Below are 26,424 nucleotides of genomic sequence, written 5' to 3'. Positions count from 1 at the left end.
GATTATAGAATACGCGCTCGATTTCTCAGAACCCCGCCCGCCAAGCAGAACGATGTCCGCTCAAGGAACACGCAGCATACTGCGCCAGATCGCCCTCGCCGGGCTCGCGTTCCTGCTCTCCCAGCCGGTTGCCGCACAACGCAACGCATCCCCCGAGATTGCCGAAAAAAAGGCCGACCTGGGCGAGTTGCGCGGCCGGATCGACAACCTGCGCAAGGAACTGTCGACCAGCGAAGGTGACCGGGCCGACGCCGCCGACCGGCTGCGCGAATCGGAACGGCAGATTTCCCGCCTGCAACGCGAACTGCTCGAACTCTCGAATCAGCGCGGTCAACTGCAAAAACAACTGGAAAACCTGGAAAACCAGTCCAGGGAGCTCGGCGGCACACTTGGTCAGCAACAGCAACAGCTGGAACAACTGCTGCACCGCCAGTACCTGCGCGGCAAACCCGACGCCCTGCAGATGCTGCTCAACGGCGACGATCCGAACCAGACGGCGCGCGACCTGCATTACCTGTCGGCCATTGCCCACAGCCGCGCCGACCTGATGGCGGAAATCAGCAGCACCATCGCTCAGAAGAAACGCCTGGCGGCCGACGTCCGGGACCGCACCAGCGAACTGGCCGAGGTCGAGGCCGAACAGAAGAAACGCCAGGCCGAACTGGAAAAACAGCGCGCCGAACGCAAATCGCTCTACGCGCAGATTTCCAGCAAGGTACAGGCGCAGCGCAAGGAAATCGGCGCCCTGCAACGTGACGAAAAACGCCTGACGCAACTGATCGACCGGCTGTCGAAAATCCTCGCCCAGCAGGCCGCTGCGGCACGTGCAGCCGAAGCCGGCAAGCGCCGGCAAGCGGCGGAGCAGGCCAGACGCGCTCAGGAAACCGGCAAACCGGCCCCGGCCGCGCCCCCGGTGGCCAGCAGCAAGCCCACGCCCGGCGGACCGGAAAACACCTACGAGCCGATGCCCAACGACGGTCGTTTTGCCAAACAGAAGGGCAGCTTGCGCCTGCCTGTCCGCGGCACGGTAACCGGCCGCTTCGGCAAGCCGCGCGAAGGCGGCGGCACCTGGCGCGGGCTGTTCATCCGCAGCGAAAGCGGCGCGCCGGTCAAGGCGGTGGCCAACGGCCGGGTGGTTTTTGCCGAGTGGATGCGCGGTTTCGGCAACCTGCTGATCGTCGATCACGGCGACGCCTACCTGTCGATCTACGGCAACAACGACTCGCTGCTCAAGCAGGTCGGCCAGAGCGTCAGCGGCGGCGAAACAATCGCCACCACGGGCAATACCGGAGGCAATCCGGAATCCGGGCTATACTTTGAAATCCGCCATCAAGGCCAACCGATCGACCCCTTGTCCTGGGCCAGTTTGAAATGAGCAAAGCCAAATCCATCAGCCTGACCATCGGCGGTTTCGTCGCCGGTGCCCTGATCACCCTCAACTTGCCGGCCTTTGCCGAAAAGGATGTCAAACCCGGTCTGCCGATCGAGGACCTGCGCACCTTCGCCGAGGTCTACGGGGCGATCAAGCAGGGTTACGTCGAACCGGTCGAAGACAAGAAAATGATCGCCAATGCGATCTCCGGCATGCTGTCCAACCTGGACCCGCACTCCACCTACCTCGACGCCGACGCCTTCAAGGATCTGCAGGTCGGCACGCAAGGTGAATTCGGCGGCCTGGGCATCGAGGTCGGCATGGAAGACGGCCTGGTCAAGGTGGTCTCGCCGATAGAGGACACCCCCGCCTTCCGCGCCGGCGTCAAGGCCGGCGACCTGATCTTCAAGCTCGACGAAACACCGGTCAAGGGACTGACGCTGTCGGACGCCGTCAAGAAGATGCGCGGCAAACCGAAGACCCCGATCAAACTGACCATCCTCCGCAAGGGCGAAGTCAAGCCGCTGGAAATCACGCTGATCCGCGAAGTCATCAAGGTGCAAAGCGTCAAGTCCAAGCTGACCGAACCCGGCTACGGCTGGATCCGCATCACCCAGTTCCAGGAAAACACCATCGGCGATCTCGCCCGTCACCTTGGCAAACTGTACAAGGACGGCGACCTGAAGGGCCTCGTGCTCGACCTGCGCAATGACCCGGGCGGTCTGCTCAACGGCGCCATTGGCGTCTCGGCAGCCTTCCTGCCGCCGGACGTCAAGGTCGTGTCGACCGACGGCCGCACCGAGGATGCCAAGCAGGATTACCTGGCCCGCTCGCGCGATTACCTGCGCGGCAGCAAGGAAGATCCGCTGCGCACGCTGCCGGCCGCGGTCAAGAAAGTGCCGATCGTCGTGCTGGTCAATGGCGGTTCGGCTTCGGCCTCGGAAATCGTCGCCGGCGCGCTGCAGGACCATAAGCGTGCGGTGATCCTGGGCACGCAGACCTTCGGCAAGGGCTCGGTGCAATCGATCCTGCCGCTGCCCGGCAACACCGCAATCAAGCTGACCACAGCCCGCTACTACACGCCGGACGGCCGCTCGATCCAGGCCAAGGGCATCACGCCGGACATCGTCGTCGAGGAAGGCGGCAAGACCAGCAGCGCGATCCGCCTGCGCGAAGCCGACCTCGACCGCCATCTGGAAAACGACCGCGACAAGGAAGCCAACAAGCCCGACGCCGCCAAGTCGCAGAACAAGGCGCAAGGCAAGGCCAAGGACGAAGACGACGAAATGCCGCAGCGCCTGGAATACGCCAGTAGCGACGACCACCAGTTCCAGCAGGCCCTGAACCTTCTCAAGGGTTTGCAGATCATGCAGAATAAGACGAAGTAAAACCACGCGCTGGGAGGGATGATGGGCAACGCAGACCTCAGGAAGAACCGCGAGATCCTCTTCTCCAAATTCCCGCCCGGGCAGGTCCCGGAAGCGGCCGACGACCTGCGGCGCGTTGATGCGGTCGACGTCGATCCGCACAGCGAAAAGCGCACCGTCGGCGTCGCCTACGACCTGCAGCAACACACCCTGGCCGAGCTCGAAGACCATCTGGTCGACAAGGGCTATCACCTCGACAACACGCTGATGAGCAAACTCACCCGCGCGCTGATCCATTACGTCGAGGAAACCCAGTTGCACAATCTCGACGCCCCGGAAAAGCGTCTCAAGCGCTCGGCGCACGAAGCCTACGTGCAGGCCTGGGAACAGCGCCCGCACGGCGATCATGACGACACGCCGCCGGAATGGCGCGAGTACAAGTGACCGACGAGCAGCTTCTCCGCTACAGCCGCCACATCCTCCTTGACGCGCTGGGCATCGAAGGCCAGCAGAAGATACTCGACGCCCACGCGCTGGTCGTCGGCGCCGGCGGTCTCGGCTCGCCGGCGGCGCTCTATCTGGCCACAGCCGGCGTCGGCCGGCTGACGCTGGTCGATGACGACACGGTGGACCTGACCAACCTGCAGCGCCAGATCCTGCACACCGAAGCGCGCGTCGGCATGGCCAAGGCCGAATCCGGGCGCCAGGCGCTGGCCGCGATCAATCCTGCGGTCGACGTCGTTCCACTACAAAAAAGGCTGGCCGGCGACGAGCTCGATACGCTGGTCGCCAGCGCCGACGTGGTGCTCGACTGCACCGACAATTTCGCCACCCGCCATGCGATCAACCGCGCCTGCGTCCATCACCGCAAGCCGCTGGTTTCCGGCGCGGCGATCCGCTTCGACGGACAGATCAGCGTCTACGACCTGGCGCACGACGACGCCCCCTGCTATCACTGCCTGTTTCCGGAAGCCGAGGATGTCGAAGAAACCCGCTGCGCGGTGATGGGCGTTTTTGCCCCGCTGACCGGCATCGTCGGCAGCTCGCAGGCAGCCGAGGCTCTGAAGCTGCTGGCCGGCATCGGCGAATCGCTGTCCGGCCGCCTGTTGATGCTCGACGCGCTGAGCATGACCTGGCGCAACGTCCGCTTCCGGCGCGACCCGGCCTGTGCCGTGTGCGGCCCTAACTCGGCCGTGCGATCAGGCGAATATCTGCGCCGACCTGCCGCACATCCCGCAGACGCAGCGCCTGTTTGCCGGACAACTCGGACAGCGCCGGCAAATTGAACATCCCGGCGGCCTCATGGCCGATCAGGCACGGCGCCAGGTAGATCAGGAATTCGTCGACCAGGCCTTCGCGCAGCAACGAGCCGTTGAGTTTGAACCCGGCTTCGGCATGCACTTCATTGATGCCGCGTCGCGCCAGTTCGGTCAGCAAGTCCGGCAATTCAACCTTGCCTGCGGCATTCGGCAGAAAAACCACTTCGGCGCCGGTCGACCGCAGCACGGCGGCCTTTTTTGCCGTTGCTGCATCGTCGACCGCAGCCGCGATCAGCACGCTTCCGCCGCTCAGTATCCTGGCGGAAACCGGCGTCTCCAGACGGCTGTCGACGATCACCCGCAGCGGCTGACGCGAGGTTTCGACGTCACGCACGGTCAGGCGCGGATCGTCGTCGCGCACCGTACCGACCCCGGTCAGGATCGCACAGGCACGCGCCCGCCAGCGATGACCATCACGTCGGGCATCCGGACCGGTGATCCACTGGCTGAGGCCATTGTTCAACGCGGTCTTGCCATCCAGGCTGGCGGCGGTTTTCAGGCGCAGCCACGGTCGACCGCGGGTCATCCGCGACACGAAACCGATGTTCAGCTCGCGCGCCTCGCCTTCGAGCAGACCGTTCGCCGTATCGATACCGGCGGCGCGCAGCAGCGCCAGACCGCGTCCGGCCACCAGAGGATTGGGATCTTCCATCGCCGCGACGACGCGCGTCACGCCGGCGGCGATCAAGGCCTCGGCGCAGGGCGGCGTACGCCCGTGGTGGCTGCACGGCTCGAGCGTCACATAGGCGGTCGCGCCGCGCGCCCGGTCGCCGGCGGCACGCAAGGCGTGGACTTCGGCATGCGGCTCGCCGGCCTTTTCGTGCCAGCCCTCGCCAACGACCAGGCCGTCACGCACCAGCACGCAACCGACGCGCGGGTTCGGCGAGGTCGTCCACAACCCGCGCTCGGCCAGCTGCAGCGCGCGCGCCATCATGCCGTGGTCGACGGCGGAAAAACTCATTTTTTGCGGGAAGCCGGCGAGACTTCCTTGATCGCCCGGGAGAAGGCGTCGACGTCTTCGAAGTTCCGATAGACCGACGCGAAGCGGATGTAGGCCACCTTGTCCAGGCGCCGCAACTCGTGCATCACCAGTTCGCCGAGTTGCTGCGTGCCGATCTCGCGCTCGCCGGACGACAGCAGACGCTCCTCGATATCGGCGACGGCCGCATCGACCGATTCGATCGATACCGGCCGTTTGCGCAGCGCCAGTTCGAGGCTGGCGCGCAGCTTCTCGCGGCTGAACTCGGTGCGCAGACCGTTTTTCTTGACCACCTGCGGCAGCTGGATTTCGGCCCGCTCGTAGGTCGTGAATCGTTTGTCGCAAGCATTGCACTTGCGGCGACGACGGACGACATCACCTTCGTCATTCAACCGGGTATCGGCGACCGCCGTGTCTTCGGCACCGCAAAACGGACATTTCATGTCGATCTCCGCAGGGACATCGGCCACCGGGCCAGATGCAACAACGCCCCCGGCGCCCCCCGAACGGAGAAAGCCTGGGGGCGTGCCGGGAAACGGTTCGGCGACGCGTTATGCACCGTAGACCGGGAAGCGCTTGCACAGCGCCGAAACCTTCTCGCGCACCGTGGCGGCGACCGCCTCGTCGTTCGGCGCGTCGAGCACGTCGGCGATCAGGTGGGCGATCTGTTCGGCTTCGATCTCGGTGAAACCGCGCGTCGTCATCGCCGGCGAACCGATGCGGATGCCGGAAGTGACGAAGGGCTTCTGCGGATCGTTCGGGATGCCGTTCTTGTTGACCGTGATGTGCGCACGACCCAGCGCGGCTTCGGCTTCCTTGCCGGTCAGGTTCTTGGCCCGCAGGTCGACCAGGAAAACGTGGCTTTCGGTACGGCCGGAGACGATGCGCAGACCGCGCTCTTCGCCCAGCACCCTGGCCATCACGCGGGCGTTGTTCACCACTTGCTCCTGATAGCGCTTGAATTCCGGCGAGGCCGCTTCCTTGAAGGCAACGGCCTTGGCGGCGATGACGTGCTCCAGCGGACCGCCCTGCAGGCCCGGGAAGATGGCGGAATTGATCGCCTTCTCGTGCTCAGCCTTCATCAGGATGATGCCGCCGCGCGGACCGCGCAGCGTCTTGTGCGTGGTCGAGGTGACGACGTCGGCGTGCGGCACCGGGTTCGGATAGAAACCGGCGGCGATCAGGCCGGCGTAGTGCGCCATGTCAACCCAGAAAATGGCGCCGACTTCCTTGGCGATCTTGGCGAAACGCTCGAAGTCGATGCGCAGCGAATAGGCCGAGGCACCGGCGACGATGATCTTCGGCTTGTGCTCGCGGGCCAGCGCTTCCATCTTGTCGTAGTCGATGGCTTCGTTGGCGTCGAGGCCGTAGGCGACGACGTTGAACCACTTGCCGGACATGTTCAGCGGCATGCCGTGCGTCAGGTGGCCGCCTTCGGCCAGGCTCATGCCCATGATCGTGTCGCCCGGCTTGGCAAAGGCCATCAGCACGGCCTGGTTAGCCTGCGAGCCGGAGTTCGGCTGAACGTTGGCGGCATCGGCGCCGAACAGCGCCTTCAGGCGGTCGATGGCGATCTGTTCAACGACGTCGACGTGCTCGCAACCGCCGTAGTAACGCTTGCCGGGATAGCCTTCGGCATACTTGTTGGTCAACTGCGAGCCCTGGGCTTCCATGACTGCGTTGCTGACATAGTTTTCGGACGCGATCAGTTCGATGTGCTCTTCCTGGCGCAGATTCTCGGCCGTAACGGCCTGCCAGAGTTCGGGGTCAACCTTTGCCAGGGTGTCTTTCGCGGAAAACATGGGGGAATGCCTCAAGCCGTTGAAGAAAAGGGCGGAAATTCTATCACGAAGGCAGTTCGTCCAGCGCCCCGCCCGCCAGGTGTGCGGTTTCGCCCCAGCTTTCCAGGGTCCACTGCCCGTCGACCGCGGAAATCCAGTTCAGGCCGGCATTGGGAATCAGGAAATCGCGTGGCGTCTCGAGCGGGTTGCCGCGCACGAAACGATTGACGATATCGAGCACGCCGCCATGCACGACCACCGCCAGCGATTGCCCGCGATGCCGCTCGGCCAGCTCGCACAATTTGCCGGTGACGCGGGCGAACATTGTCTTCAGGCTCTCGCCGCCGGCGAAATCGTAATCGGCATTACGCCCCTCGAAGGCGGCATAGCCCTCCGGAAAACGCGCCTCGGCTTCAGCGTAGGTCAAGCCTTCGAACACGCCATAGCGGCGCTCGCGCAATTCCGGCGCCGCGCTCGGCTGGAGACCGGTCGCCCGACCGATCGCCAGCGCCGTCACCCAGGCCCGCTGCAGATCGCTGGCATAGAGTGCCGACAGCCCGGCGCCCCGCAGCCAGCGCCCGGCCGCTTCCGCCTGCCGGACACCGGTCGCATTGAGGGCGATGTCGGTCTGTCCCTGAATCCGGCGTTCGGCATTCCATTCCGTCTCGCCGTGACGCACCAGACAAATGCGCGTGATCGCGCCGTTAGTAGGGATTTCCACCATGTTCGACATCACTTCCCGTCGGTAAATTGCCAAGCACGTATTTTCCAACAATCCCGGCCACACCAGAAGCCGGGCGTCGCACCAACGAGGAGGACATCCATGACCCTTCTGCTTCAGCTCTCGCGGGCCATCGACTGGCTCAACGAGCGGATCGGCAAAGGGGCGTTCTGGCTGGTCCTGGTCATGACCCTGATCAGCGCCGGCAACGCCAGCTACCGCTTCGCCTTCGACAACAGCTCCAACGGCCTGCTGGAAATCCAGTGGTACCTGTTTTCGGCCATCTTCCTGCTCGCCGCCGCCTACACGCTGCAAAAGAACGAGCATGTGCGCATCGATGTGCTTTCCGGGCGGCTATCGCCCAAAGGACAGGCGGTCATCGACATCATCGGCACCCTGTTCTTCCTGCTGCCCATCGTCCTGGTGATCCTGTCACTGTCCATTCCACTGGTCGCCGAATCCTGGCGCATCAACGAATATTCCGCCAATGCCGGCGGCCTCATTCGCTGGCCGGTGAAGCTCCTGCTCCCCGTCGGCTTTTCACTGCTCGCGCTGCAGGGCGTCTCCGAGTTGATCAAGCGCATCGCCTTTCTTGCCGGCCGGATCGCCGACCCCAACAGCAAGGCTGAAACGCACTCGGCCGAGCAGGAACTCGCTGCTGAAATTGCTGCCATCGCCAAGGAGAAGCCGTAATGGAATGGGTCATTGCCAACATGGCGCCGCTGATGTTCGGTGCCATGGTTCTATTTCTGCTGTTCGGCTACCCGGTCGCGTTTGCCCTGGCCGCCAACGGCATCCTATTCGGCCTGATCGGCATCGAACTCGGGCTGCTGCAACCGGCCCTGTTTCAGGCCCTGCCAGAACGTGTCTTCGGCATCATGGCCAACGACACGCTGCTGGCCATCCCCTTCTTCACATTCATGGGCCTGATTCTTGAACGATCGGGCATGGCCGAGGATCTGCTCGACACGATCGGACAGCTGTTCGGCCCGATGCGCGGCGGCCTTGCACTGGCGGTAATTTTTGTCGGCGCCCTGCTGGCCGCGACAACCGGCGTGGTAGCGGCATCAGTGATCTCGATGGGGCTCATCTCGCTGCCCATCATGCTGCGTTACGGTTACGACAAACGGCTCGCCTGCGGTGTCATCGCAGCTTCGGGAACACTGGCCCAGATCATCCCGCCCTCACTGGTACTGATCATCATGGCCGATCAACTTGGCCGCTCCGTCGGTGACATGTACGAAGGGGCCATTGTCCCGGCACTGATCCTGACGGCCCTTTATGTCGGTTATGTCGTCCTGATCACCATTCTGAAACCAACAGCGGCCCCGGCCCTGCCACCGGAAGCCCGCTCGCTTCGCGGCCTCAAGCTTGCAACCCGTGTCGTCACCACGATGGTGCCGCCGCTGATGTTGATCTTTCTGGTTCTCGGCACGATTTTCCTCGGCATTGCAACGCCGACCGAAGGCGGTGCAATGGGGGCCGCCGGCGCGCTGATCATGGCTACCCTGCGGCGACGCCTGTCGCTCAAGCTGCTGCGCCAGGCGATGGAAACCACCGGCAAGCTGTCGGCCTTCGTGATGTTCATCCTGGTCGGTGCCACCGTCTTCGGCCTGGTCTTCCGCGCGGTCAACGGCGACCTGTGGGTCGAACACCTGCTGACCTCGCTGCCCGGTGGCGAAACGGGCTTCCTGATCGTGGTGAATATCATGGTCTTCCTGCTTGCCTTCTTCCTCGACTTCTTTGAGTTGTCGTTCATCATCGTGCCGCTGCTGGCGCCGGTCGCCGACAAGCTGGGCATCGACCTGATCTGGTTCGGCGTGCTGCTGGCGGTCAACATGCAGACCTCGTTCATGCATCCGCCCTTCGGCTTTGCGCTGTTCTACCTGCGCTCGGTCGCACCGCCGTCGATCAAGACGACAGACATCTACTGGGGCGCCATTCCCTTCGTCTGCATCCAGATCATCATGGTGGCACTGATCATCATCTTCCCGAACATGGTCAGCTACGGCGATCCGGCCCAGCGCGCCGCGCAGGAGAACATGGTGCACGACGGCAGCGACCTTGGTTCGCTGCTCAATCCCGGCGGCGGCAATGGAGCGGAAAAACCGGGCGACGGCGACGATCTGCTCAAACGCCTGCAGGGAAACCACTGAAACAGCCTGTCGACAAGGCCAACTTCCGGGCGGGTTGAAAAACCCGCCCTTTTTTTGCCGCTTCCTCGCGCCCCAAAACCCGATATCCGGACGTAAAAAAACCCGCGGCATTTTCCGCGGGTTTCGGGGGTTGACCGTAGCAGCAGCGGCTCAGGTCTGCGACTGCAGGAAGTTGTCCATCCGGCTTTCGGCGACGCTGAACCACGCATTCTCGGTACGGCGATATTTGTCGTAGGCGGTCAGGATCTTCTTGAACGCCGGGTTCTTCGCAGCTTCGTCCGCATAAAGCTGCTGGGTGGCCTTGTACGCCGCCGTCAGGATTTCGTCGGAGAACTTCTGCAGCTTGACGCCGTTCTGCAGCAGCTTGGACAGGGCGATCGGGTTCTGGTGATCGTACTTGGCCATCATCGTCACATTGGCCTCGTAGGCCGCCGCCTGGAAGGCTTCCTGGTATTCCTTGGGCAACTTGGCCCACTCGGCCTTGTTGACGAAGAAATTGATCACCGGACCCGGTTCCCACCAGCCCGGATAGTAGTAGTTCTTGGCAACCTTGTAGAAGCCGAGCTTTTCGTCATCGTACGGACCGACCCATTCGGCGGCATCGATAGTGCCTTTTTCCAACGCCGGGTAGATGTCGCCACCGGCGATCTGTTGCGGCACGACCCCCAGTTCGGAGAACACCGCGCCGCCCAGGCCGGCAATGCGCATCTTGATGCCGCTCAGGTCGGCGACCTTTTCCACGGTCTTGCGCCACCAGCCGCCCATCTGCACCCCGGTATTGCCGCCGGCGAAATGCTGCACGTTGTACCCGGCATAAAACTCGTCGAGCAGTTCCTGACCGCCGCCGTAGTAAATCCAGGCGTTCATCTGGCGGGCATTCATGCCGAACGGAATCGAGGTCCCGAAACCGAAGGTCTTGTCCTTGCCGACGTAGTAGTACGAACAGGTATGACACATTTCGACCGTTCCCTGCTGCACGGCATCCAGCGCCTGCAGGCCGGGGACGATCTCGCCGCCCGGGAAGACCCGGATGTCGAACTTGCCGCCGGTCATCGCGCGCAGGCGATTGGCCAGCACTTCAGCGCCGCCGTAAATGGTGTCGAGGCTCTTCGGGAAGCTGGACGTCAGACGCCACTTGACTTCGGGCAGGGCGCCATGGACCGCCGGAGCAGCAGGCGCTGCCGGACTGGAAGCCGGCGCGGCGGCCGGCGGGGTTTCACTTTTGCCGCAAGCGGCAAGCGTTGCGGCAGCGGCTGCACCGACCGTTGCCTTGGCAAGAAAATCACGACGTTGCATAAGGTCTCCTCCGTATGTTCAAAATCGTCAAGCCGGTTGGCTTGGCCCATTTTTCCGCAAAGCGGGAGATTTGGCGAGAGGAGGAAAACCCTAAGCGGACGACGTCGACCGCAATCAGCCCTCGCCGGCGATGGTCATGCGGTCGATCAGGACGGACCCGGTCTGCTTGCCGCCGCGGACGTGGACATCGTTACCCACCGCAAGGATGCCGGCAAACATGTCGCGCAGGTTGCCGGCGATCGTGATTTCCTCGACCGGATGAACGATCTCGCCGTCCTCGACCCAGAACCCCGCGGCGCCGCGCGAATAATCGCCGGTCACGTAGTTGATGCCATGGCCGAGCAGTTCGGTGAGCAGCAAGCCGCGGCCCATCCGTTTCAACAAGCCATCCCGGTCGAGTTCGCCCGGTTCGATGATCAGGTTGTGGCTGCCACCGGCATTGGCCGTCGTCTGCATGCCCAGCTTGCGTGCCGTGTAGGACGAGAGGAAATAGCGCTGCAGGACGCCGTCGACCACGACATCGCTGTCCTGCGTGGCCACGCCGTCGCTGTCGAAAGCGGCACTGGCCAGCCCGCCGCGCAGATGCGGCCGTTCGACGATGCGCACGAAACCGGGAAAGATGCGCTGCCCGAGACGGTCCTGCAGGAAGGACGATTTGCGGTACAAAGCCCCGCCGCTGGCGGCATGCACCAGGCTGCCGAGCAGGCCGGCAGCCAGCGGTGCCTCGAACAGCACCGGGAATTCGCCGGTCTTCAGCTTGCGACCGCCCAGCCTGGCCACTGCGCGCTCGGCGGCAATGCGCCCGACGCGCTCCGGCGCATCGAGCGCGGCGGCGTTGCGATGCGTCGTATACCAGTCGTCGCGCTGCATCGAGTCGCGCTCACCGGCGATGACCGAAGCCGACAGGTAATGCCGGGAGGTCGGATAACCGCCCATGAAACCGTGGCTGTTGGCCGACACGAAATGCGCCTGCTGGGTCGACACGGTGGCGCCTTCCGAATTATCGACCAGCGGGCTGGTGTCGAAAGCCGCCTGCTCGCAGCGCCGGGCCAGCGTAATCGCGTCATCCACGGTCAACGCCCACGGATGGTACAAATCCAGGTCAGGAACATCTTTCGCCATCAACGCGGCGTCGGCCAGGCCGGCGCAATCGTCTTCCGCCGTATAACGGGCGATGGCCAGCGCCGCGTCGACCGTCTCCCGCAAGGCCTGCGGCGAAAAATCCGAGGTACTGGCGTAGCCCTTGCGCTGACCGGCATAGACGGTGATGCCGATCCCCTTGTCGCGATTGAACTCGATCGTCTCGACTTCGTCGCAGCGCACCGTCACCGATTGACCGAAACCCTCCGAGACATCGACCTCGCAGGCACTCGCCCCTTTGGTCGCCGCATGTTTCAGGACATCCTCGGCCAGTTGTTGCAAGGTCGAAAAGGCGTAGGAAAAAGCGGCGGTATCGGACATGGACGAGAGGTCGGCAGGCAAAAGTCGTTATCATAGCAGCCCGCTTTTGCCGCACTCGTTCCCAGCCATGCAAGAAGACGATTACGTCGAAGACTCGACGCGCCCCTCGAAGACCAAGCAGAAGGAAGCCATGCACGCCTTGCGCGACCTCGGCGCCGAGCTGGTCGACCTGTCGCCCGGCCAGCTCAAGCGCATCGAGCTGCCGGAAAGCCTTTACGCCGCCGTGCGCGACTGCCAGAAGATCACCGCGCACGGCGCGCGGCGGCGGCAATTGCAGTACATCGGCAAACTGATGCGCGGCGTCGACGAGGAACCGATCCGTGCCGGTCTCGCCCTGGTCCGCGGCGAATCCGCCGCCGAAACGGCGCGCCTGCATCGCCTCGAGCGCTTGCGTCTCCGTTTTCTCGAAGATGAAAGCGTGCTGGCCGAAATCGCTACCCTGTGGCCGGCTGCCGACCTGCAGCAATTGCGCCAGTTGCGGCGCAACGCGCTGAAGGAACACGAGGCGGGCAAGCCCCCCAAGAACTTCCGCGCCATCTTCCAGACCCTGAAGGAACTCGACGGAATGCCGCAGACTGACGTCGAGCCGGCAACGGAGCACGGCGATGACGAATGACGCGACGCTGCGCGTCGGACTGGTCTCGATCAGCGACCGCGCCTCGACCGGCATCTACGAAGACAAGGGCATCCCGGCCCTGCAGGAATGGCTCGGCGCCGCCCTGTGCTCACCCTGGCAGGCAGTCACCCGGTTGATCGCCGACGACCGTGCCGGCATCGAAAATACGCTGGTCGAGCTGGTCGACCGCGAGCATTGTCACCTGGTGCTGACCACCGGCGGCACCGGCCCGGCGCTGCGCGACGTCACCCCGGAGGCAACGCTGGCCGTCGCCGACAAGGAAATGCCCGGTTTCGGCGAGGAAATGCGCCGGATCAGCCTGAACTTCGTGCCGACAGCGATCCTGTCACGCCAGGTGGCGGTCATTCGCAAGCAAGCGCTGATCGTCAACCTGCCCGGTCAGCCGAAATCGATCCGGGAAACACTGGAAGGCGTGCGCAATCCCGACGGCAGCGTCGCCCACGTCGGCATCTTCGCCGCCATCCCCTATTGCATCGACCTGATCGGCGGACCGTATGTGGAAACCGACACGGCGGTGATCAAGGCCTTCCGGCCCAAATCCGCGCAGCGCCCGGCCGGCTGACGCCTTGCGTCAGAGCGCCACGGAAATCCGGTAGCGCGCCAGATCGTAGTCCGCCGTATGCTCGAGCAAGGCCAGTGCTTCGAGTTGATGGCGGCAACCGTCGACCTGACAGTCGAAACGCTCGCGCAGATCAAAACTGCTGGCCGGCAAAACCACCCGGATTTCGCCGGGCGCATTCCCGTCGCGCAGCAGCAGGGCCGGCGTACCGGCCACCGCAGCGTAACTGGACGCCGCCTGCAAATGCAGTTCGACCGCCAGCACATCGCGCGCCAGAGTCTGAATCCCGACCCGGGCCTCGTTGTCGCTGTCTCGGTGATAGCGGCGAATGCAACCGAGCAGCCAGTTCTCGCCGCCATCCGGCTGCATCGCCAGCAAAGCGCCGACTTTCAGCCATTCGCCGGAAATTGACGACAACTGGGCACCAAAACCGCCGCGGCTGACGTTCTCGACGACCCAGCTCTCGATCTGCAAGCCGGCCGGTCGACCGCCGAATTCGCGCGAAAAGACGACAAAGGTATTGACCAGGCCGCTGAGCACCGACATCCGGTGCTTGACGCGATGCCGGTCATGCCGCCGTTGCGGCGGAACCGGCGCCAGATACGCGCACAGATGGCGCAGCACGGGCAGTAGCGTACGCACCGGGTACTGCGCGCCAAGGCCGATGTCGGCCGGAATATCGCCCCCTCGTTCCAGATTTTCCAGCACCGCCTGCATCGCCGCGTGCGCCGCTCCCGGCTTGAAGAAACGCTGGGTCGGTTGCGCGCCGTTCGGCATCTGCGCCATCCTCAGCGGTGGCTGAGCCAGCGTCAGATCCACCCAGTAAACGCTGTCATGGACGGCCTGACTGGAGAACGAGAACAGGCCGAGGTAATGGCCGATGATCCGTTCGGCGAGTTCGATTTCGAGCGGCAGCAGGCTGTCCAGCGAAGCGGCATGGAAGACGATGGCCTTGTGCAATTCCTGTGTCGGCGAACTGTTGCCCGCCAACGCACCAAGGCTGACCAGTCGCGATGCCTGCCCGGCCTGCTCGGCGACCAGCAGCGCGTTTCCCATGCGACGCCAGATGTCAGCGGGCGTCGGCCCGTAGTGGAACTGTTCCCACTTGACGACGCCGCGCAAGGCGCAGATGAGCCGGGTGCAGAGGCTGCCGAGCAGCCCTTTCAAGGCCTCGGGACGCTCTCCCGGAATCAGCAGCACACGCTCGTAAACCTGTGCCAGCAAGGTCCAGAAACCATAATTGATGGTCCACAGGCGTTTTTCCTCGCTGCGCGACAGGCGAATCGTGTGCAGGTATTCGCGGCTCAAGCGTTTCAGGTGAGGCCCGGCCGCGTCCTCCAGTCGGCAGGCCGCTTCATGAAGACGGTCGGCAGGGCAGTCCGGCAGCGCCAGCAGCGACTCCAGCCAGCCGGCGATCTCGTCGAGCGCCTTGAAGGCATTGTCGCGCGGCAGCTCGTCGATGACCTGCTGCAACTGCCGCGGCTGCAGCAGCGGATGCCCCTCCTTCTGCCCGAACAAATCACCCAGTCTGCCCACTCCGCCCAGCACGCCAGTTCCTTTCGATGATCGACCGTTGACCGGGGCTGCCCTGTTGCCCGACCGCATCCCGGCATTCTAATCATTCGCCATGACCGCGGGCAATTGCCTCATCCTATGTACAATACCGGCATTCCCTCAGTCACCGCCCGTCATGCAGCCATATCTCGATCTGATGCGCCATGTTCTCGAACATGGTCACGACAAATCCGACCGTACCGGGACCGGCACCCGCTCGGTTTTCGGCTGGCAAATGCGTTTCGACCTCGCCCGGGGATTTCCGGCGCTGACCACCAAGAAGCTGCACCTGAAGTCGATCATTCACGAACTGCTGTGGTTCCTGCAAGGCGACACCAACATCGCCTACCTGAAGGAAAACGGTGTCCGCATCTGGGATGAATGGGCCGACGAAAACGGCGACCTCGGCCCGGTATACGGCAAGCAGTGGCGCCGCTGGGAAACGCCCGACGGACGACTGATCGACCAGATCGCGCAACTGGTACACAACCTCAAGCACAATCCGGATTCGCGCCGGCACATCGTGTCGGCCTGGAACCCCGGCGACGTGGATAACATGGCGCTGCCGCCCTGCCACTGCCTGTTCCAGTTCTACGTCGCCGACGGCAAGCTTTCCTGCCAGCTGTACCAGCGCAGCGCCGACATCTTTCTCGGCGTGCCGTTCAACATCGCCAGCTACGCGCTGCTGACGATGATGCTGGCGCAGGTCTGCGGCTACCGACCGGGTGATTTCGTTCATAGCTTCGGCGACGCACATCTGTACGCCAACCATTTCGAGCAGGCACGCCTGCAGTTGTCGCGCGAGCCGAGGGCCTTGCCGACGATGTGGATCAATCCTGCGGTCGACGACATCTTTTCGTTCAAATTCGAGGACTTCCGGCTGGAAGGCTACGATCCGCACCCGCACATTCCGGCCCCGGTGGCCGTCTGAGACGACATGAGCGAGCGACTGACCTCCCAACCGCTCTGGCTGGCACTGACCGTTCAGGGCGCAGCCATCGCGACGTATCACCTCCGCGACCTGTTCGCCGCCGACCCGGATCGTTTCCGGCATTTTTCCTTGCGCCACGACCGGTTGCTGCTCGACTTTTCCAAGCAGCGGCTGAATGGCGAAACCCTGAACTTGCTGCGCAAGTTTGCCGAATCCCGCGACTGGCAAGGCTGGATCGAGCGCATGCGCCGTGGCGAAGCCATCAACCATACGGAAGGCCGGGCCGTCGAGCACACCCTGCTGCGCGCCGGCGACCGTGCGCCTGCCGACATCCGCGACGTCCTGGCCCGCATGGAGCGCTTCTGCGACGACATCCACAGCGGCCGCTGGCGGGGTCACGGCGGCGAACGGATCACCGACATCGTGAATATCGGCATCGGCGGTTCCGACCTCGGCCCGCGCATGGCGGTCCGGGCCCTGTCCGCCTTCCAACAGCCGGACCTGCGCGTCCACTTCGTCGCCAATCTGGATGGCGCAGACCTGGCCGGTACCCTGGCCGGACTGAACCCGCGCACGACGCTGTTCATCGTCGCCAGCAAGACCTTCACGACACAGGAGACGATGACCAACGCGCGCACGGCGCGCGACTGGCTGCTTACGGCCTTCGGCGACCCGGCTGCGATTGCTGCGCATTTCGCGGCCGCCTCGACCAATCTCGACGCCACCGCCGCGTTCGGCATCGCGCCGGCCAACGTCTTTCCTTTCCGCGATTCGATCGGCGGCCGCTTCTCGCTGTGGTCGGCGATCGGACTGCCGATCGCACTGGCCATCGGCTTCGGCAATTTCCGGCAGTTGCTGGCCGGTGCGCGCGACATGGACGAGCACTTCTTCACGGCCCCGGCCACCGACAACCTGCCGCTGACCCTGGCATTGCTGACCCTGTGGAACACCTGTTTCCTGGGCACCCGCAGCCACGGCATCTACCCCTACAGCCATTCGCTCGCCTTGCTGCCCGACCATCTGCAGCAACTGGAGATGGAAAGCAACGGCAAGCGGATCGACCGTGACGGCATGGCCGTCGGCCATGCGACCAACCCGGTCTTGTGGGGGGCTGCCGGCACCAACGGCCAACATTCCTTCTTTCAGCTGCTGCACCAGGGCAGCGAAGCCGTCGCCTGCGACTTCATCGCCCTGGCCCGTGCCGACTTCCCGCTTGCCGGCCACCACAACGGGCTCCTGGCCAACTGTCTGGCCCAATCGTCGGCACTGGCGTTCGGCCTTACCGCCGACGAAGTACGGGCAGCCGGCGTCACCGAGGCGCTGGTCCCGTACCGCAGCTTCCCGGGCAACCAGGCCTCGACCACACTACTGCTTCCGGAACTGACGCCATTCACGCTGGGCCAGCTGATTGCCCTCTACGAACACAAGGTGTTCAGCCTGGGCGTTTTGTGGCATCTCAACGCCTTCGATCAGTGGGGCGTCGAACTGGGCAAGCAGATGGCCAGTCGACTCGCCCCCGTATTACGGGGTGAAGCCGAGACGACGGGACTGGATGCCTCGACGCGCGGGCTGGTCGAGCATCTGCGCGCCAACGGAGCCTGAACATGCCGGAAATCATTCTGATCGCAGCCGTCGCCAGCAACGGCGTCATCGGCAAGGACAACCAGCTGCTGTGGAACATTCCCGAAGACATGGCGCACTTCAAGGCGCTGACTGCCGGTCACGCAGTGCTGATGGGGCGCAAGACCTGGGAATCCCTTCCCGAACGCTTCCGCCCGCTCCCCGGGCGGCGCAACATCGTGATCAGCCGGCAGCCGGACTACGTCGCGACCGGGGCTGAGCTCGCCGATTCGCTGGAAAATGCCCTGCGCCTGGCGTCGACCGCAGAAGTGCTGTTCGTCATCGGTGGCGCGGAGATTTACGCCCAGGCAATCGGGCTGGCGAACCGCCTGGAAATCACCGAAGTCGACCTGGCTCCGGACGGCGATGCCCGGTTCCCGGAGATCGACGCGACGACCTGGACCGTACAGATGGAACGGCCCGGCACCGGCTGTACCTTCAAGACCTATCGACGCCGCTAGCGCGACAACACCACCGCCCCGGAAACGAAACCGCCGCCGGCATAGGTGCTGTAGGTCGCGCCGGCGTGCGAGGCATTGACCCCGCTGAACTGCCCCGAGCCGGACGTACCGCTGTAGATGTAGCCGGGATCCCAGGTGAAGGTCGACGCGATCGGCACCGGCGTCGAACCGGTGGTGGCGGTAATGGTCATCGGCGATGCATTCATCGTGATGTCCAGCGACATCGAGACCTGCATCGTCGCAGCCCCGAAGACCGCCGTCAGACTGCCCGAGGACGGCCCCTGAAAGGTCGGCGTACCGGTGCAACCGGCACAGGTCGGGGTGGTCGCACCGACGATGTTCGAATAGGTCACGGTCGTTCCGCTCAGCGCCGTCAGACCTGCCGCAGGCGTCGGCTGGCCGACCACATAATGCAGATCGGTCAGGGTCGAACTCGCCTGATCCGTTGCCGAAGCCCAACGCCCCCACCCCATCACGCCGTCGCCTCCCGATTCGCCGGCGACCAGCGACTGGAAGAAATTGCTACCGCTGGCGACATGGGTCAATTGATTGCCGTCGGCCAGCGATGCCACGCCATCGACCATCGTCGACACCACCACCACGTTGCCATGTGCCCCCTGAAAGGCATAACCCGGCCCCGACTGTAAATTGCCCTGATTGACATTGACCGAACCATCGGGACGCCGCGACGCCATCGACGCGAACAGCGGCATCGCATCCGGCGGCGGCGGTGTGGGATCGAGGCGGGGCCGGAAAGCGACGCGCCGGGGCTCGCCGTCACGACCGCGCACCACCGCGGAGTCGCCGCTGGCCAGTGTCGAACAGCCGCTGCCGTTGCACACCTCGATCGCCCCCTCGCCGGTAGCCACGGCAATCGCGTCGCTATCGAGATACGCCAGCGTGTATTCGGTTCCGCGGATGCCGATGGTCGCCACCGAGGTGGTCATCCGGTAGCTCTCCCGCTGACTGCGACCGACGATGCCGGTCAAGGTCCGCAGACCGCCCCGGAGCAGGGTGAACAGTGCACGCTCCTGACCATCGGAAGCACCGGAAAAGCGGTAATCGTCGATGCGGAAATCGCTGTTCGGTTGCAGCGACACCACCGCACCGTCATCAAAGCGCAACTGGGCCCGGCCCTCGCTGCCGGTGCGCACCGTTTCACCCGGCACGACCGCGGTTCCCCGGCTGGCTGAACGTTCCTGCCCCCCCGACGCGACGATGGATACCGGGCCGGCGACGAAGTCGAGCCGTACCGAACCGGCGGCCAGCGCCGAGACGGAGAACAGACCGAGAAGAATCGAAAGCAACTGACGCATGACGGGACTCCGTTCAGAATTCGCGCCGGATCGCCAGGGAGACGATCGCGCGGTGATATTCATTCAAGGCCGTATTCGAACGGTTCGCCGTCAGGCTGATCTGCGGCGTCAATGTCCATTCCCTGGCAAATGCATAGGTCGTACCGGCGACCAGGCCGTACTGCTGGTCGGTTCGCGTGACCAGGAACGAGGGATCGGTTTCCAGGTGACGACGGTATTCGAACGAAGCGCCACCGAACAATGTCGTTTTCTCGCTGAGGTTCGCCTTGCCGCCCAGGCGAATGCCGAGGCCGTTGAAACCGAGGTAACGGGCAATATCGGCGTCAGCCCGCTCGCCAACGCCGTAAAGGCTGCCGAAAAGCACCGCCGCATTGCGCCACAGGTAAGCATAGGCGGCGCCAGCAACCCAGCGGTCGGCATCGCGGACCTTCTCACGCTCGTAGTTCAGCTTGCCGTACTGGACGAAGGTGCTGAACTGATTGCGTGCATCGATGTTGTACTGCCATTGCCCGGTCAACCCGCCGACGGAGCGATATTTCCGGTCGTCGACATTGACCCCGCCGTACTGGGCCATCAGCGTCGCCACATGTTGCCCGGAGGTGAACACGAGGCCGGCGTTGGCATCGTAGTTGGCGATATCGAACTGTTCCTTGTGCTGATTGACCCGCGTCGTCCCGTTGACGCCCGCAAGCAGGGCCAGATTTTCGCTCAGCGGCAGGCGCCCGCCCACGCCGCCGGCCAGGCTGCCAAACCCATCGCGGTTGGCCTTGCTGTCCGGGGAAAGTATTGCCGGCGTCGCACTGAGGCCGGGAATCACCACCGAATTCTTGTTCGGCCCGACATTGACGTTCGTGTCGTAACCGATCTGCGCTTCCAGGAAGCCATTGAGTGAAGGCTTGCTGCGGTCCTCGACCCGTCGCGCCGCAGCGATGTAACGGTCGAGCGTCAACGACACGTCGGCCGGCACCCCCTGCTTGCGCACGTTCTCGAATTCCTGGCGGGCCGTTTCGACCTCGCCGAGTGCCAGATAAGCCCGGCCGATTTCGGCGCGCGCCCGCAAATTACCCGGGTTGACCGCCAGCACCCGTTCCAGCGCGAAGACTGCCCGCGTATTCTGGCCGATCTCCAAAGCCGCCAGACCAAGCAGGAAGTCATAATTTTCATCGCCTGCCCGCTCGCTCTCCAGCGGCTCGAGCAGTTCGAACGCTGCCCGACCCTGGCCACCGGTCAACAGGCCATGCGCCCTGTCCGTCGTCGAATCTGCCTGCGCAACGCTGGAAACGCCCAGCAGCAAGCCCGCGCTCAACAAGCAATACGCCCTTTTCATCCCCGTCCTCACGAAAGCCCCCGAACCCGGTCAGGACTTTACACGATTTCACATCAGATTTTTCCGCCCCCTCTCGGGGAGGACGTCGGGCTTGTCGTCGTTGTCGGGGCCGATGGCGTTGCCGACGATGGCACGCCGGCCGAGCCGCCGATCGGCGCTTCGGGGATCACATCGCCGGCGCTGATCTCGCTCCGCATGGCGCCGGCGTCGCGCAACTCGGGCTTGGCGTTGGCCGCGCGAACCCAGACGGCGCGGCCAGCTTCGACATCGACACAACCCACCTGGCTACAGACCTCGACCACCCCGACGTAGGTCGTCACGGTCAGCCCCGAACCATCAAGCACTGCGCCATATTCGGTGCCGCGGATGCCGATCGTCGCGACCGTCGTTCCGACCTTGTACTGCGTACGGTCACGCTTGCCGAGCAGACCGGTCACCGTGCGCAGCGCGCCCTTGACCAGGGTCATCACCACCCCGTCGGCTTCGCCGCCATCGGGCCCCGAGAAACGGAAACGCTCGACCCGGAAACGCGTCGCCGGTTGCAGCGACATCGTTGCGCCATCGCGAAAACGCAACTGCACACGTCCGTCGCCGGTATCGATCGTCTCGCCGTCGCGCACCTCGTCGCCGCGTGCCAGCTTCCGGGTTTTCCCGTCGGCTGCGGTCAACGTCGGCTGACCAGTAAAAAACACCACATTGGCAGCCACCTCGGCCCAGGCATGGCCGCAACAGAGCAGCGCGAAGATCAGGCAGAGGAGGCGGCGCATGGCTTAGCCCTGGCGCACGCAGTCGACGTAGTACTCGCCGTCCTCGCGCTTGACCAGCCCGTGGATGTCGGTCTCGAAGCCGGGGAAGCGGGCGTTGAAGTCGCGCGCGAACTTAAGGTAGCGGACGATGGTGGCGTTGAAGCGCTCGCCCGGGATCAGCAGCGGAATGCCCGGCGGATAGGGGGTCAGCAGTACCGAGGTGATGCGCCCTTCGAGCTCGTCGAGGCGGACGCGCTCGATCTCGCGGTGCGCCATGCGCGCCCAGGCGTCGGCCGGACGCATCGCCGGCACCATGTCCGAGAGGTACATCTCGGTGGTCAGGCGGGCCACGTCGTTTTCCTTGTACACCGCGTGAATCTGCTTGCACAGGTCCTTCAGCCCCATGCGCTCGTAGCGCGGATTCTTCTGCACGAACTCGGGCAGCACCTTCCACAGTGGCTGGTTCTTGTCGTAATCGTCCTTGAACTGCTGCAGCGCGGTGACCAGCGTGTTCCAGCGGCCCTTGGTGATGCCGATGGTGAACATGATGAAGAAGCTGTAGAGGCCGCACTTCTCGACGATGACGCCGTGTTCGGCGAGGTACTTGGTGACGATCGCCGCCGGAATGCCGCGCTCGCCGAAGTCGCCATCGACGTCGAGGCCCGGGGTGATGATCGTCGCCTTGATCGGGTCGAGCATGTTGAAGCCTTCGGCGAGCTTGCCGAAGCCGTGCCAGCGGTGGCCGGGCTTGAGCATCCAGGCGTCGCGCTCTTCGATGCCTTCCTCGGACAGGTCGTCCGGGCCCCAGACCTTGAACCACCAGCCGGTGCCCCATTCCTCGTCGACCTTGCGCATGGCGCGGCGGAAGTCGAGCGCCTCGGCAATCGATTCCTCGACCAGCGCGGTGCCGCCGGGCGCTTCCATCATCGCCGCGGCGACGTCGCAGGAGGCGATGATCGAGTACTGCGGCGAGGTCGAGGTATGCATCAGGTAGGCCTCGTTGAAGGCATCGCGGTCGAGCTGGCGCTCCTGGCAATCCTGGACGAGGATCTGCGAGGCCTGCGAGAGACCGGCGAGCAGCTTGTGCGTGGACTGCGTGGCGAAGATCATCGATTCCTTGCAGCGCTGGCGATCGGCGCCGATGGCGTGGTAATCGCCGTAGAAATCGTGGAAGGCGGCGTGCGGCAGCCAGGCTTCGTCGAAGTGCAGGGTGTCGATGCGGCCGTCGAGCATTTCCTTGATGTCCTCGACGTTGTAGAGCACGCCGTCGTAGGTCGACTGGGTGATGGTGAGCACGCGCGGCTTCGCCGTCTTGTCCTCGATGAAGGGATTGGCGTCGATTTTCTTCTGGATGTTTTCCCAGGCGAACTCGCTCTTCGGGATCGGCCCGATGATGCCGAAGTTGTTGCGCGTCGGCATCAGGAACACCGGGATGGCGCCGGTCATGATGATCGAGTGCAGGATCGACTTGTGGCAGTTGCGGTCGACGACAACGATGTCGCCCGGCGCCACGGTCGAGTTCCAGACGATCTTGTTCGAGGTCGAAGTGCCGTTGGTGACGAAGTAGAGGTGGTCGCAGTTGAAGATACGCGCCGCGTTGCGCTCGGAAGCGGCCACCGGGCCGGTGTGGTCGAGCAGCTGGCCGAGCTCTTCCACGGCATTGCAGACGTCGGCACGCAGCATGTTCTCGCCGAAGAACTGGTGGAACATCTGGCCGACCGGCGACTTCAGGAAGGCGACGCCGCCCGAGTGGCCGGGGCAGTGCCAGGAATAGGAACCGTCGGCGGCGTAATGCGTCAGCGCGCGGAAGAAGGGCGGCGGCAGGCTGTCGAGATAGGCATGCGCCTCGCGCTTGATGTTGCGGGCGATGAACTCCGGCGTGTCCTCGTGCATGTGGATGAAACCGTGCAGCTCGCGCAGGATGTCGTTCGGGATGTGGCGGCTGGTGCGCGTCTCGCCGTGCAGGAAGATCGGGATTTCGGCGTTCTTGTGGCGGATTTCGCCGACGAAGGCGCGCAGTTCGGCGAGCGTCTCTTCCGGTTCGAGCGCCAGTTCCTCGTCGTCGATCGACAGAATGAAGGCCGATGCCCGGCTTTGCTGCTGGGCGAACGAGGTCAGGTCACCGTAGCTGGTGACGCCGAGCACTTCCAGCCCCTCGCTCTGCAAGGCGTCGGCCAGCGCCCGGATACCCAGCCCGGAGGCGTTTTCGGAACGGAAGTCTTCATCGATGATGATGACCGGGAAATGGAAGCGCATGGTGTATCCCCAAAAGCGGCGACCCGCCGCAGCGGGTCGAAGGATAAGTCGGTTTCGTTACCGGACGGCGTCAGATCTTGGGCAGGGTGACACCCACCTGGCCCTGATATTTGCCGCCGCGGTCGCGGTAGGAGGTCTCGCAGATTTCGTCGGACTCGAAGAACAGCACCTGGGCACAGCCCTCACCAGCGTAAATCTTGGCCGGCAGCGGCGTGGTGTTGGAAAACTCCAGCGTCACGTAGCCTTCCCATTCCGGTTCGAACGGGGTCACATTGACGATGATGCCGCAGCGCGCATAGGTCGATTTGCCGAGGCAGACGGTCAGCACCGAACGCGGAATGCGAAAATACTCGACGGTGCGCGCCAGGGCAAAGGAGTTGGGCGGAATGATGCAGTAGTCGCCCTCGATGTCGACGTAGTTCTTTTCATCGAACTGCTTCGGATCGACGACGGTCGAGTTGATATTGGTAAACACCTTGAATTCGCGCGCGCAGCGGATGTCGTAACCGTAGCTCGAGGTGCCGTAGGAAACGATCTTCTGGCCGTTTGCCTCGCGCACCAGGCCCGGCTCGAAGGGCTCGATCATGCCGTGCTCTTCCGCCATGCGGCGTATCCACTTGTCCGATTTGATGGCCATACGGGAATCCTGCGGTCAACCAAAAATAAAGGCGGGATTCTACCCGCCTTTGCCCAGCGTTTTGTCGACAAAAATCAGGTGTTCTGCACGACGATGTTGGGGAACTTCGAACTCATGTCCTTGGCCTTCTCGGCAATCCGCACGGCGACCCGGCGGGCGATGCCGCGATAGATTTCTGCAACCTTCGACTCAGGCGCCCCGACCACCGTCGGCTTGCCGCCGTCGGCCATCTGGCGGATGGACATTTCCAGCGGCAGACTGCCGAGGAATTCGGTGCCATAGTCCTTGCACATCTGCTCGCCGCCGCCTTCGCCGAAAATGTGTTCGGCATGGCCGCAATTCGAACAAACATGGATGCTCATGTTTTCGACGATGCCGATGATCGGGATATTGACCTTCTCGAACATCTTCAAGCCCTTGCGGGCATCGATCAGGGCGATGTCCTGCGGCGTCGTGACGATCACGGCACCGGTGACCGGCACCTTCTGGGCCAGCGACAACTGGATGTCGCCGGTGCCCGGCGGCATGTCGACGACCAGATAATCGAGATCCTGCCAGTTGGTCTGGTTGAGCATCTGGTCGAGCGCCTGGACAACCATCGGGCCACGCCAGACCATCGGCGTTTCGACGTCGACCATGAAACCGATCGAGATTGCCTGCACCCCGTAAGCCTCGAGCGGCTCCATCGTCTTGCCGTCCTTCGAATCCGGCTGCCGTCCGGCCAGGCCGAGCATCTGCGGCTGCGATGGCCCGTAGATGTCGGCATCCAGGATGCCGACCCGGGCGCCTTCCTGGGCCAGTGCCAGCGCCAGGTTGACCGCCGTCGTGCTCTTGCCGACGCCGCCCTTGCCGGAAGCCACGGCGATGATGTTCTTCACGCCGGGCAGCAGCTTGACGCCGAGTTGCACCGAATGGGCGACGATCCGGCTGTAAACATTGGCGGACACCTGGGCCACGCCCGGCACCGCAGCGACGGCCTCGGTCACCTGCCGGCGGATGATTTCAATCTGGCTGTTCGCCGGATAACCCAGCTCGATGTCGAAGGCGACATTGCCGCCGTCCAGCTTCAGGTTCTTCAGGGCCTTGCCGGCGACGAAATTCTTGCCCGTATTCGGGTCGACCGCATTCTCGAGGGCGGCCTTGACCTGCTGTTCCGTGACGCTCATATCTGCTCCGTTGGGTAACGGCCGGAATACCCGACCGAACTGCTGGAGTATAGCCGAATCGCCGACCCGCTTCAGCCCGCCTGCACGGTGTCGAGACGATAGCCCTGACCATAGACCGAGGTCAGCATCAAGCCGCTTTCGCCCGCCAGTCCCAGCTTCTTGCGCAGGCGGCTGGCGTGCGTGTCCACGGTCCGGGTATCGACGTCGGCTTCGCGCGCCCAGATGGAGCTCAGCAGTTCCTCGCGCGGCATCACCCGGCCGACGTTACGCAGGAAAACCACCGCCAGGTCGTATTCCCGCTGCGTCAGTTCGATCGGTGCGCCGGCCATCAGGATGCGCCGACCATCCAGATCGACATCGATGTTCCCGACGTGCAGTTCGCTGGGCACCCGCACCCGGCGACGCCGCAACAATGCGTCGACACGCGCCATGAATTCCATGTAGCGGACCGGTTTGGGCACGAAATCGTCCGCCCCCAGGCGCAGCATGTCCGCGGCGCACTCCTCGTCGGTCCGCGCGGTGCACACCATGACGGGAACCTCCCAGCCGAAACGTTCGCGCACCCGGGTGACCAGTACGTCGCCATCGATGTCGGGCAACATCCAGTCGACCAGGTAGAAATCGAAGCTGCGCGTCTCGATCGCCGCCAGGAAACTGGCGCCGTCGGCAAACACCTCGACCTGATGTCCTTCGCTCCTGAGCAGGGCTTTCAGCACTTCGGCCTGGCTGCGGCTGTCTTCGATGATGGCAAATTTCATGATC

25 protein-coding genes are annotated in these 26,424 nt (G+C 63.9%); 11 read left to right on the top strand and 14 right to left on the bottom strand.

Going from position 1 to position 26,424, the window contains the following annotated elements; all coding sequences use genetic code 11:
• The first annotated feature begins 52 nt into the window (after positions 1 to 52).
• Genes L0962_RS15165 through L0962_RS15150 form a run of 4 tightly spaced genes read left to right on the top strand, consistent with a single transcriptional unit; the run spans position 53 to position 4,025 of the window.
• Entirely contained in the window at positions 53 to 1,375 is a 1,323-nt protein-coding gene (locus L0962_RS15165) for a murein hydrolase activator EnvC (protein ID WP_234087300.1), read from the top strand.
• Positions 1,372 to 2,760, top strand: a complete 1,389-nt coding sequence (locus L0962_RS15160; RefSeq protein WP_234087299.1) for a S41 family peptidase — start codon at positions 1,372 to 1,374, stop codon at positions 2,758 to 2,760. Before L0962_RS15165 ends, L0962_RS15160 begins: the two co-directional genes overlap by 4 nt.
• A gap of 18 nt (positions 2,761 to 2,778) precedes the next feature.
• Positions 2,779 to 3,183 (top strand): hypothetical protein, encoded by a 405-nt coding sequence (locus L0962_RS15155; RefSeq protein ID WP_234087298.1) that lies wholly within the window; start codon positions 2,779 to 2,781, stop codon positions 3,181 to 3,183.
• The gene (locus L0962_RS15150) at positions 3,180 to 4,025 is read left to right on the top strand and encodes a molybdopterin-synthase adenylyltransferase MoeB (protein WP_234087357.1); all 846 of its coding nucleotides are present in this window, start codon (positions 3,180 to 3,182) and stop codon (positions 4,023 to 4,025) included. Before L0962_RS15155 ends, L0962_RS15150 begins: the two co-directional genes overlap by 4 nt.
• Here the strand turns inward: L0962_RS15150 and ribD are convergent.
• The 4 genes from ribD to L0962_RS15130 all read right to left on the bottom strand — a co-directional run bounded on the left by ribD (position 3,922) and on the right by L0962_RS15130 (position 7,575).
• Positions 3,922 to 5,019, bottom strand: coding sequence for a bifunctional diaminohydroxyphosphoribosylaminopyrimidine deaminase/5-amino-6-(5-phosphoribosylamino)uracil reductase RibD (gene ribD / locus L0962_RS15145; protein WP_234087297.1), 1,098 nt, complete (start codon positions 5,017 to 5,019; stop codon positions 3,922 to 3,924). The two genes, L0962_RS15150 and ribD, sit on opposite strands and share 104 nt — an antisense overlap.
• The gene (gene nrdR / locus L0962_RS15140) at positions 5,016 to 5,480 is read right to left on the bottom strand and encodes a transcriptional regulator NrdR (RefSeq protein ID WP_234087296.1); all 465 of its coding nucleotides are present in this window, start codon (positions 5,478 to 5,480) and stop codon (positions 5,016 to 5,018) included. The genes ribD and nrdR overlap by 4 nt, the downstream gene beginning before the upstream one ends.
• 108 nt (positions 5,481 to 5,588) lie before the next feature.
• Positions 5,589 to 6,839, bottom strand: coding sequence for a serine hydroxymethyltransferase (gene glyA, locus L0962_RS15135; protein ID WP_234087295.1), 1,251 nt, complete (start codon positions 6,837 to 6,839; stop codon positions 5,589 to 5,591).
• A gap of 43 nt (positions 6,840 to 6,882) precedes the next feature.
• Positions 6,883 to 7,575, bottom strand: coding sequence for a histidine phosphatase family protein (locus tag L0962_RS15130; RefSeq protein WP_367398034.1), 693 nt, complete (start codon positions 7,573 to 7,575; stop codon positions 6,883 to 6,885).
• Between the two features lie 66 nt (positions 7,576 to 7,641).
• Here L0962_RS15130 and L0962_RS15125 point away from each other — a divergent pair, with 66 nt between their 5' ends.
• Positions 7,642 to 8,232 carry a TRAP transporter small permease subunit gene (locus L0962_RS15125; protein WP_234087294.1) on the top strand — a complete coding sequence of 197 codons (591 nt, stop codon included), beginning with the start codon at positions 7,642 to 7,644 and terminating at the stop codon, positions 8,230 to 8,232.
• On the top strand, positions 8,232 to 9,695 hold the full coding sequence (locus L0962_RS15120) for a TRAP transporter large permease subunit (protein ID WP_234087293.1): 1,464 nt from the start codon (positions 8,232 to 8,234) through the stop codon (positions 9,693 to 9,695). The genes L0962_RS15125 and L0962_RS15120 overlap by 1 nt, the downstream gene beginning before the upstream one ends.
• 150 nt (positions 9,696 to 9,845) lie before the next feature.
• Here the strand turns inward: L0962_RS15120 and L0962_RS15115 are convergent, their stop codons facing one another.
• Both L0962_RS15115 and pmbA read right to left on the bottom strand, forming a co-directional pair.
• Entirely contained in the window at positions 9,846 to 10,991 is a 1,146-nt protein-coding gene (locus L0962_RS15115; RefSeq protein WP_234087292.1) for a TRAP transporter substrate-binding protein, read from the bottom strand.
• Between the two features lie 114 nt (positions 10,992 to 11,105).
• Positions 11,106 to 12,452, bottom strand: coding sequence for a metalloprotease PmbA (gene pmbA, locus L0962_RS15110; RefSeq protein ID WP_234087291.1), 1,347 nt, complete (start codon positions 12,450 to 12,452; stop codon positions 11,106 to 11,108).
• Positions 12,453 to 12,519: 67 nt separating this feature from the next.
• Here pmbA and yjgA point away from each other — a divergent pair, with 67 nt between their 5' ends.
• Positions 12,520 to 13,068: a ribosome biogenesis factor YjgA gene (yjgA, locus tag L0962_RS15105; protein WP_234087290.1), complete on the top strand. Its 549-nt coding sequence runs from the start codon at positions 12,520 to 12,522 to the stop codon at positions 13,066 to 13,068.
• Positions 13,058 to 13,651 carry a molybdopterin adenylyltransferase gene (gene mog / locus L0962_RS15100; protein WP_234087289.1) on the top strand — a complete coding sequence of 198 codons (594 nt, stop codon included), beginning with the start codon at positions 13,058 to 13,060 and terminating at the stop codon, positions 13,649 to 13,651. Before yjgA ends, mog begins: the two co-directional genes overlap by 11 nt.
• 9 nt (positions 13,652 to 13,660) lie before the next feature.
• Here the strand turns inward: mog and L0962_RS15095 are convergent, their stop codons facing one another.
• Positions 13,661 to 15,196: a hypothetical protein gene (locus L0962_RS15095; RefSeq protein WP_234087288.1), complete on the bottom strand. Its 1,536-nt coding sequence runs from the start codon at positions 15,194 to 15,196 to the stop codon at positions 13,661 to 13,663.
• Between the two features lie 142 nt (positions 15,197 to 15,338).
• Here L0962_RS15095 and L0962_RS15090 point away from each other — a divergent pair, with 142 nt between their 5' ends.
• The 3 genes from L0962_RS15090 to L0962_RS15080 are packed head-to-tail and all read left to right on the top strand — an operon-like array spanning position 15,339 to position 18,214.
• Positions 15,339 to 16,133, top strand: coding sequence for a thymidylate synthase (locus L0962_RS15090; RefSeq protein ID WP_234087287.1), 795 nt, complete (start codon positions 15,339 to 15,341; stop codon positions 16,131 to 16,133).
• Positions 16,134 to 16,139: 6 nt separating this feature from the next.
• Positions 16,140 to 17,735 (top strand): glucose-6-phosphate isomerase, encoded by a 1,596-nt coding sequence (gene pgi, locus L0962_RS15085; RefSeq protein WP_234087286.1) that lies wholly within the window; start codon positions 16,140 to 16,142, stop codon positions 17,733 to 17,735.
• A gap of 2 nt (positions 17,736 to 17,737) precedes the next feature.
• Positions 17,738 to 18,214 carry a dihydrofolate reductase gene (locus L0962_RS15080; protein WP_234087285.1) on the top strand — a complete coding sequence of 159 codons (477 nt, stop codon included), beginning with the start codon at positions 17,738 to 17,740 and terminating at the stop codon, positions 18,212 to 18,214.
• Here L0962_RS15080 and L0962_RS15075 read toward each other — a convergent pair.
• The 7 genes from L0962_RS15075 to L0962_RS15045 form a co-directional block, all read right to left on the bottom strand.
• A complete protein-coding gene (locus tag L0962_RS15075) occupies positions 18,211 to 19,530 on the bottom strand; it encodes a FecR domain-containing protein (RefSeq protein WP_234087284.1) in 1,320 nt (439 codons plus the stop codon). The two genes, L0962_RS15080 and L0962_RS15075, sit on opposite strands and share 4 nt — an antisense overlap.
• A gap of 13 nt (positions 19,531 to 19,543) precedes the next feature.
• Complete coding sequence (locus L0962_RS15070; protein WP_234087283.1) at positions 19,544 to 20,836, bottom strand: surface lipoprotein assembly modifier; 1,293 nt, start codon at positions 20,834 to 20,836, stop codon at positions 19,544 to 19,546.
• A 74-nt stretch (positions 20,837 to 20,910) separates the two neighbouring features.
• Positions 20,911 to 21,624, bottom strand: coding sequence for a FecR domain-containing protein (locus L0962_RS15065; protein WP_234087282.1), 714 nt, complete (start codon positions 21,622 to 21,624; stop codon positions 20,911 to 20,913).
• A gap of 3 nt (positions 21,625 to 21,627) precedes the next feature.
• Positions 21,628 to 23,859 carry an arginine/lysine/ornithine decarboxylase gene (locus L0962_RS15060; protein ID WP_234087281.1) on the bottom strand — a complete coding sequence of 744 codons (2,232 nt, stop codon included), beginning with the start codon at positions 23,857 to 23,859 and terminating at the stop codon, positions 21,628 to 21,630.
• 70 nt (positions 23,860 to 23,929) lie between these two features.
• Positions 23,930 to 24,496 carry a dCTP deaminase gene (gene dcd, locus L0962_RS15055; protein ID WP_234087280.1) on the bottom strand — a complete coding sequence of 189 codons (567 nt, stop codon included), beginning with the start codon at positions 24,494 to 24,496 and terminating at the stop codon, positions 23,930 to 23,932.
• Between the two features lie 74 nt (positions 24,497 to 24,570).
• The gene (gene apbC / locus L0962_RS15050; protein ID WP_234087279.1) at positions 24,571 to 25,662 is read right to left on the bottom strand and encodes an iron-sulfur cluster carrier protein ApbC; all 1,092 of its coding nucleotides are present in this window, start codon (positions 25,660 to 25,662) and stop codon (positions 24,571 to 24,573) included.
• Positions 25,663 to 25,733: 71 nt separating this feature from the next.
• Positions 25,734 to 26,420, bottom strand: a complete 687-nt coding sequence (locus L0962_RS15045) for a response regulator transcription factor (RefSeq protein WP_234087278.1) — start codon at positions 26,418 to 26,420, stop codon at positions 25,734 to 25,736.
• Positions 26,421 to 26,424: the final 4 nt, after the last annotated feature.

The sequence above is a fragment of the Azonexus sp. R2A61 genome, from assembly GCF_021401135.1.
Taxonomy (GTDB): Bacteria; Pseudomonadota; Gammaproteobacteria; order Burkholderiales; family Rhodocyclaceae; genus Azonexus.
Note: the sequence above shows the minus strand (reverse complement) of the source record. Positions and strands in the feature narration are given on the sequence as shown.

What these genes read in the sequence shown, in the direction of transcription:
- pgi (WP_234087286.1), top strand. Translation starts at nt 16,140, where the DNA reads ATGAGCGAGCGACTGACCTCCCAACCGCTCTGGCTGGCACTGACCGTT.
- L0962_RS15060 (WP_234087281.1), bottom strand. Translation starts at nt 23,859, where the DNA reads ATGCGCTTCCATTTCCCGGTCATCATCATCGATGAAGACTTCCGTTCC.
- ribD (WP_234087297.1), bottom strand. Translation starts at nt 5,019, where the DNA reads ATGAGTTTTTCCGCCGTCGACCACGGCATGATGGCGCGCGCGCTGCAG.
- glyA (WP_234087295.1), bottom strand. Translation starts at nt 6,839, where the DNA reads ATGTTTTCCGCGAAAGACACCCTGGCAAAGGTTGACCCCGAACTCTGG.
- L0962_RS15075 (WP_234087284.1), bottom strand. Translation starts at nt 19,530, where the DNA reads ATGCGTCAGTTGCTTTCGATTCTTCTCGGTCTGTTCTCCGTCTCGGCG.
- L0962_RS15065 (WP_234087282.1), bottom strand. Translation starts at nt 21,624, where the DNA reads ATGCGCCGCCTCCTCTGCCTGATCTTCGCGCTGCTCTGTTGCGGCCAT.
- L0962_RS15165 (WP_234087300.1), top strand. Translation starts at nt 53, where the DNA reads ATGTCCGCTCAAGGAACACGCAGCATACTGCGCCAGATCGCCCTCGCC.
- L0962_RS15155 (WP_234087298.1), top strand. Translation starts at nt 2,779, where the DNA reads ATGATGGGCAACGCAGACCTCAGGAAGAACCGCGAGATCCTCTTCTCC.
- yjgA (WP_234087290.1), top strand. Translation starts at nt 12,520, where the DNA reads ATGCAAGAAGACGATTACGTCGAAGACTCGACGCGCCCCTCGAAGACC.
- L0962_RS15125 (WP_234087294.1), top strand. Translation starts at nt 7,642, where the DNA reads ATGACCCTTCTGCTTCAGCTCTCGCGGGCCATCGACTGGCTCAACGAG.
- L0962_RS15090 (WP_234087287.1), top strand. Translation starts at nt 15,339, where the DNA reads ATGCAGCCATATCTCGATCTGATGCGCCATGTTCTCGAACATGGTCAC.
- dcd (WP_234087280.1), bottom strand. Translation starts at nt 24,496, where the DNA reads ATGGCCATCAAATCGGACAAGTGGATACGCCGCATGGCGGAAGAGCAC.
- pmbA (WP_234087291.1), bottom strand. Translation starts at nt 12,452, where the DNA reads ATGTCCGATACCGCCGCTTTTTCCTACGCCTTTTCGACCTTGCAACAA.
- L0962_RS15080 (WP_234087285.1), top strand. Translation starts at nt 17,738, where the DNA reads ATGCCGGAAATCATTCTGATCGCAGCCGTCGCCAGCAACGGCGTCATC.
- L0962_RS15045 (WP_234087278.1), bottom strand. Translation starts at nt 26,420, where the DNA reads ATGAAATTTGCCATCATCGAAGACAGCCGCAGCCAGGCCGAAGTGCTG.
- L0962_RS15160 (WP_234087299.1), top strand. Translation starts at nt 1,372, where the DNA reads ATGAGCAAAGCCAAATCCATCAGCCTGACCATCGGCGGTTTCGTCGCC.
- mog (WP_234087289.1), top strand. Translation starts at nt 13,058, where the DNA reads ATGACGAATGACGCGACGCTGCGCGTCGGACTGGTCTCGATCAGCGAC.
- L0962_RS15120 (WP_234087293.1), top strand. Translation starts at nt 8,232, where the DNA reads ATGGAATGGGTCATTGCCAACATGGCGCCGCTGATGTTCGGTGCCATG.
- apbC (WP_234087279.1), bottom strand. Translation starts at nt 25,662, where the DNA reads ATGAGCGTCACGGAACAGCAGGTCAAGGCCGCCCTCGAGAATGCGGTC.
- nrdR (WP_234087296.1), bottom strand. Translation starts at nt 5,480, where the DNA reads ATGAAATGTCCGTTTTGCGGTGCCGAAGACACGGCGGTCGCCGATACC.
- L0962_RS15115 (WP_234087292.1), bottom strand. Translation starts at nt 10,991, where the DNA reads ATGCAACGTCGTGATTTTCTTGCCAAGGCAACGGTCGGTGCAGCCGCT.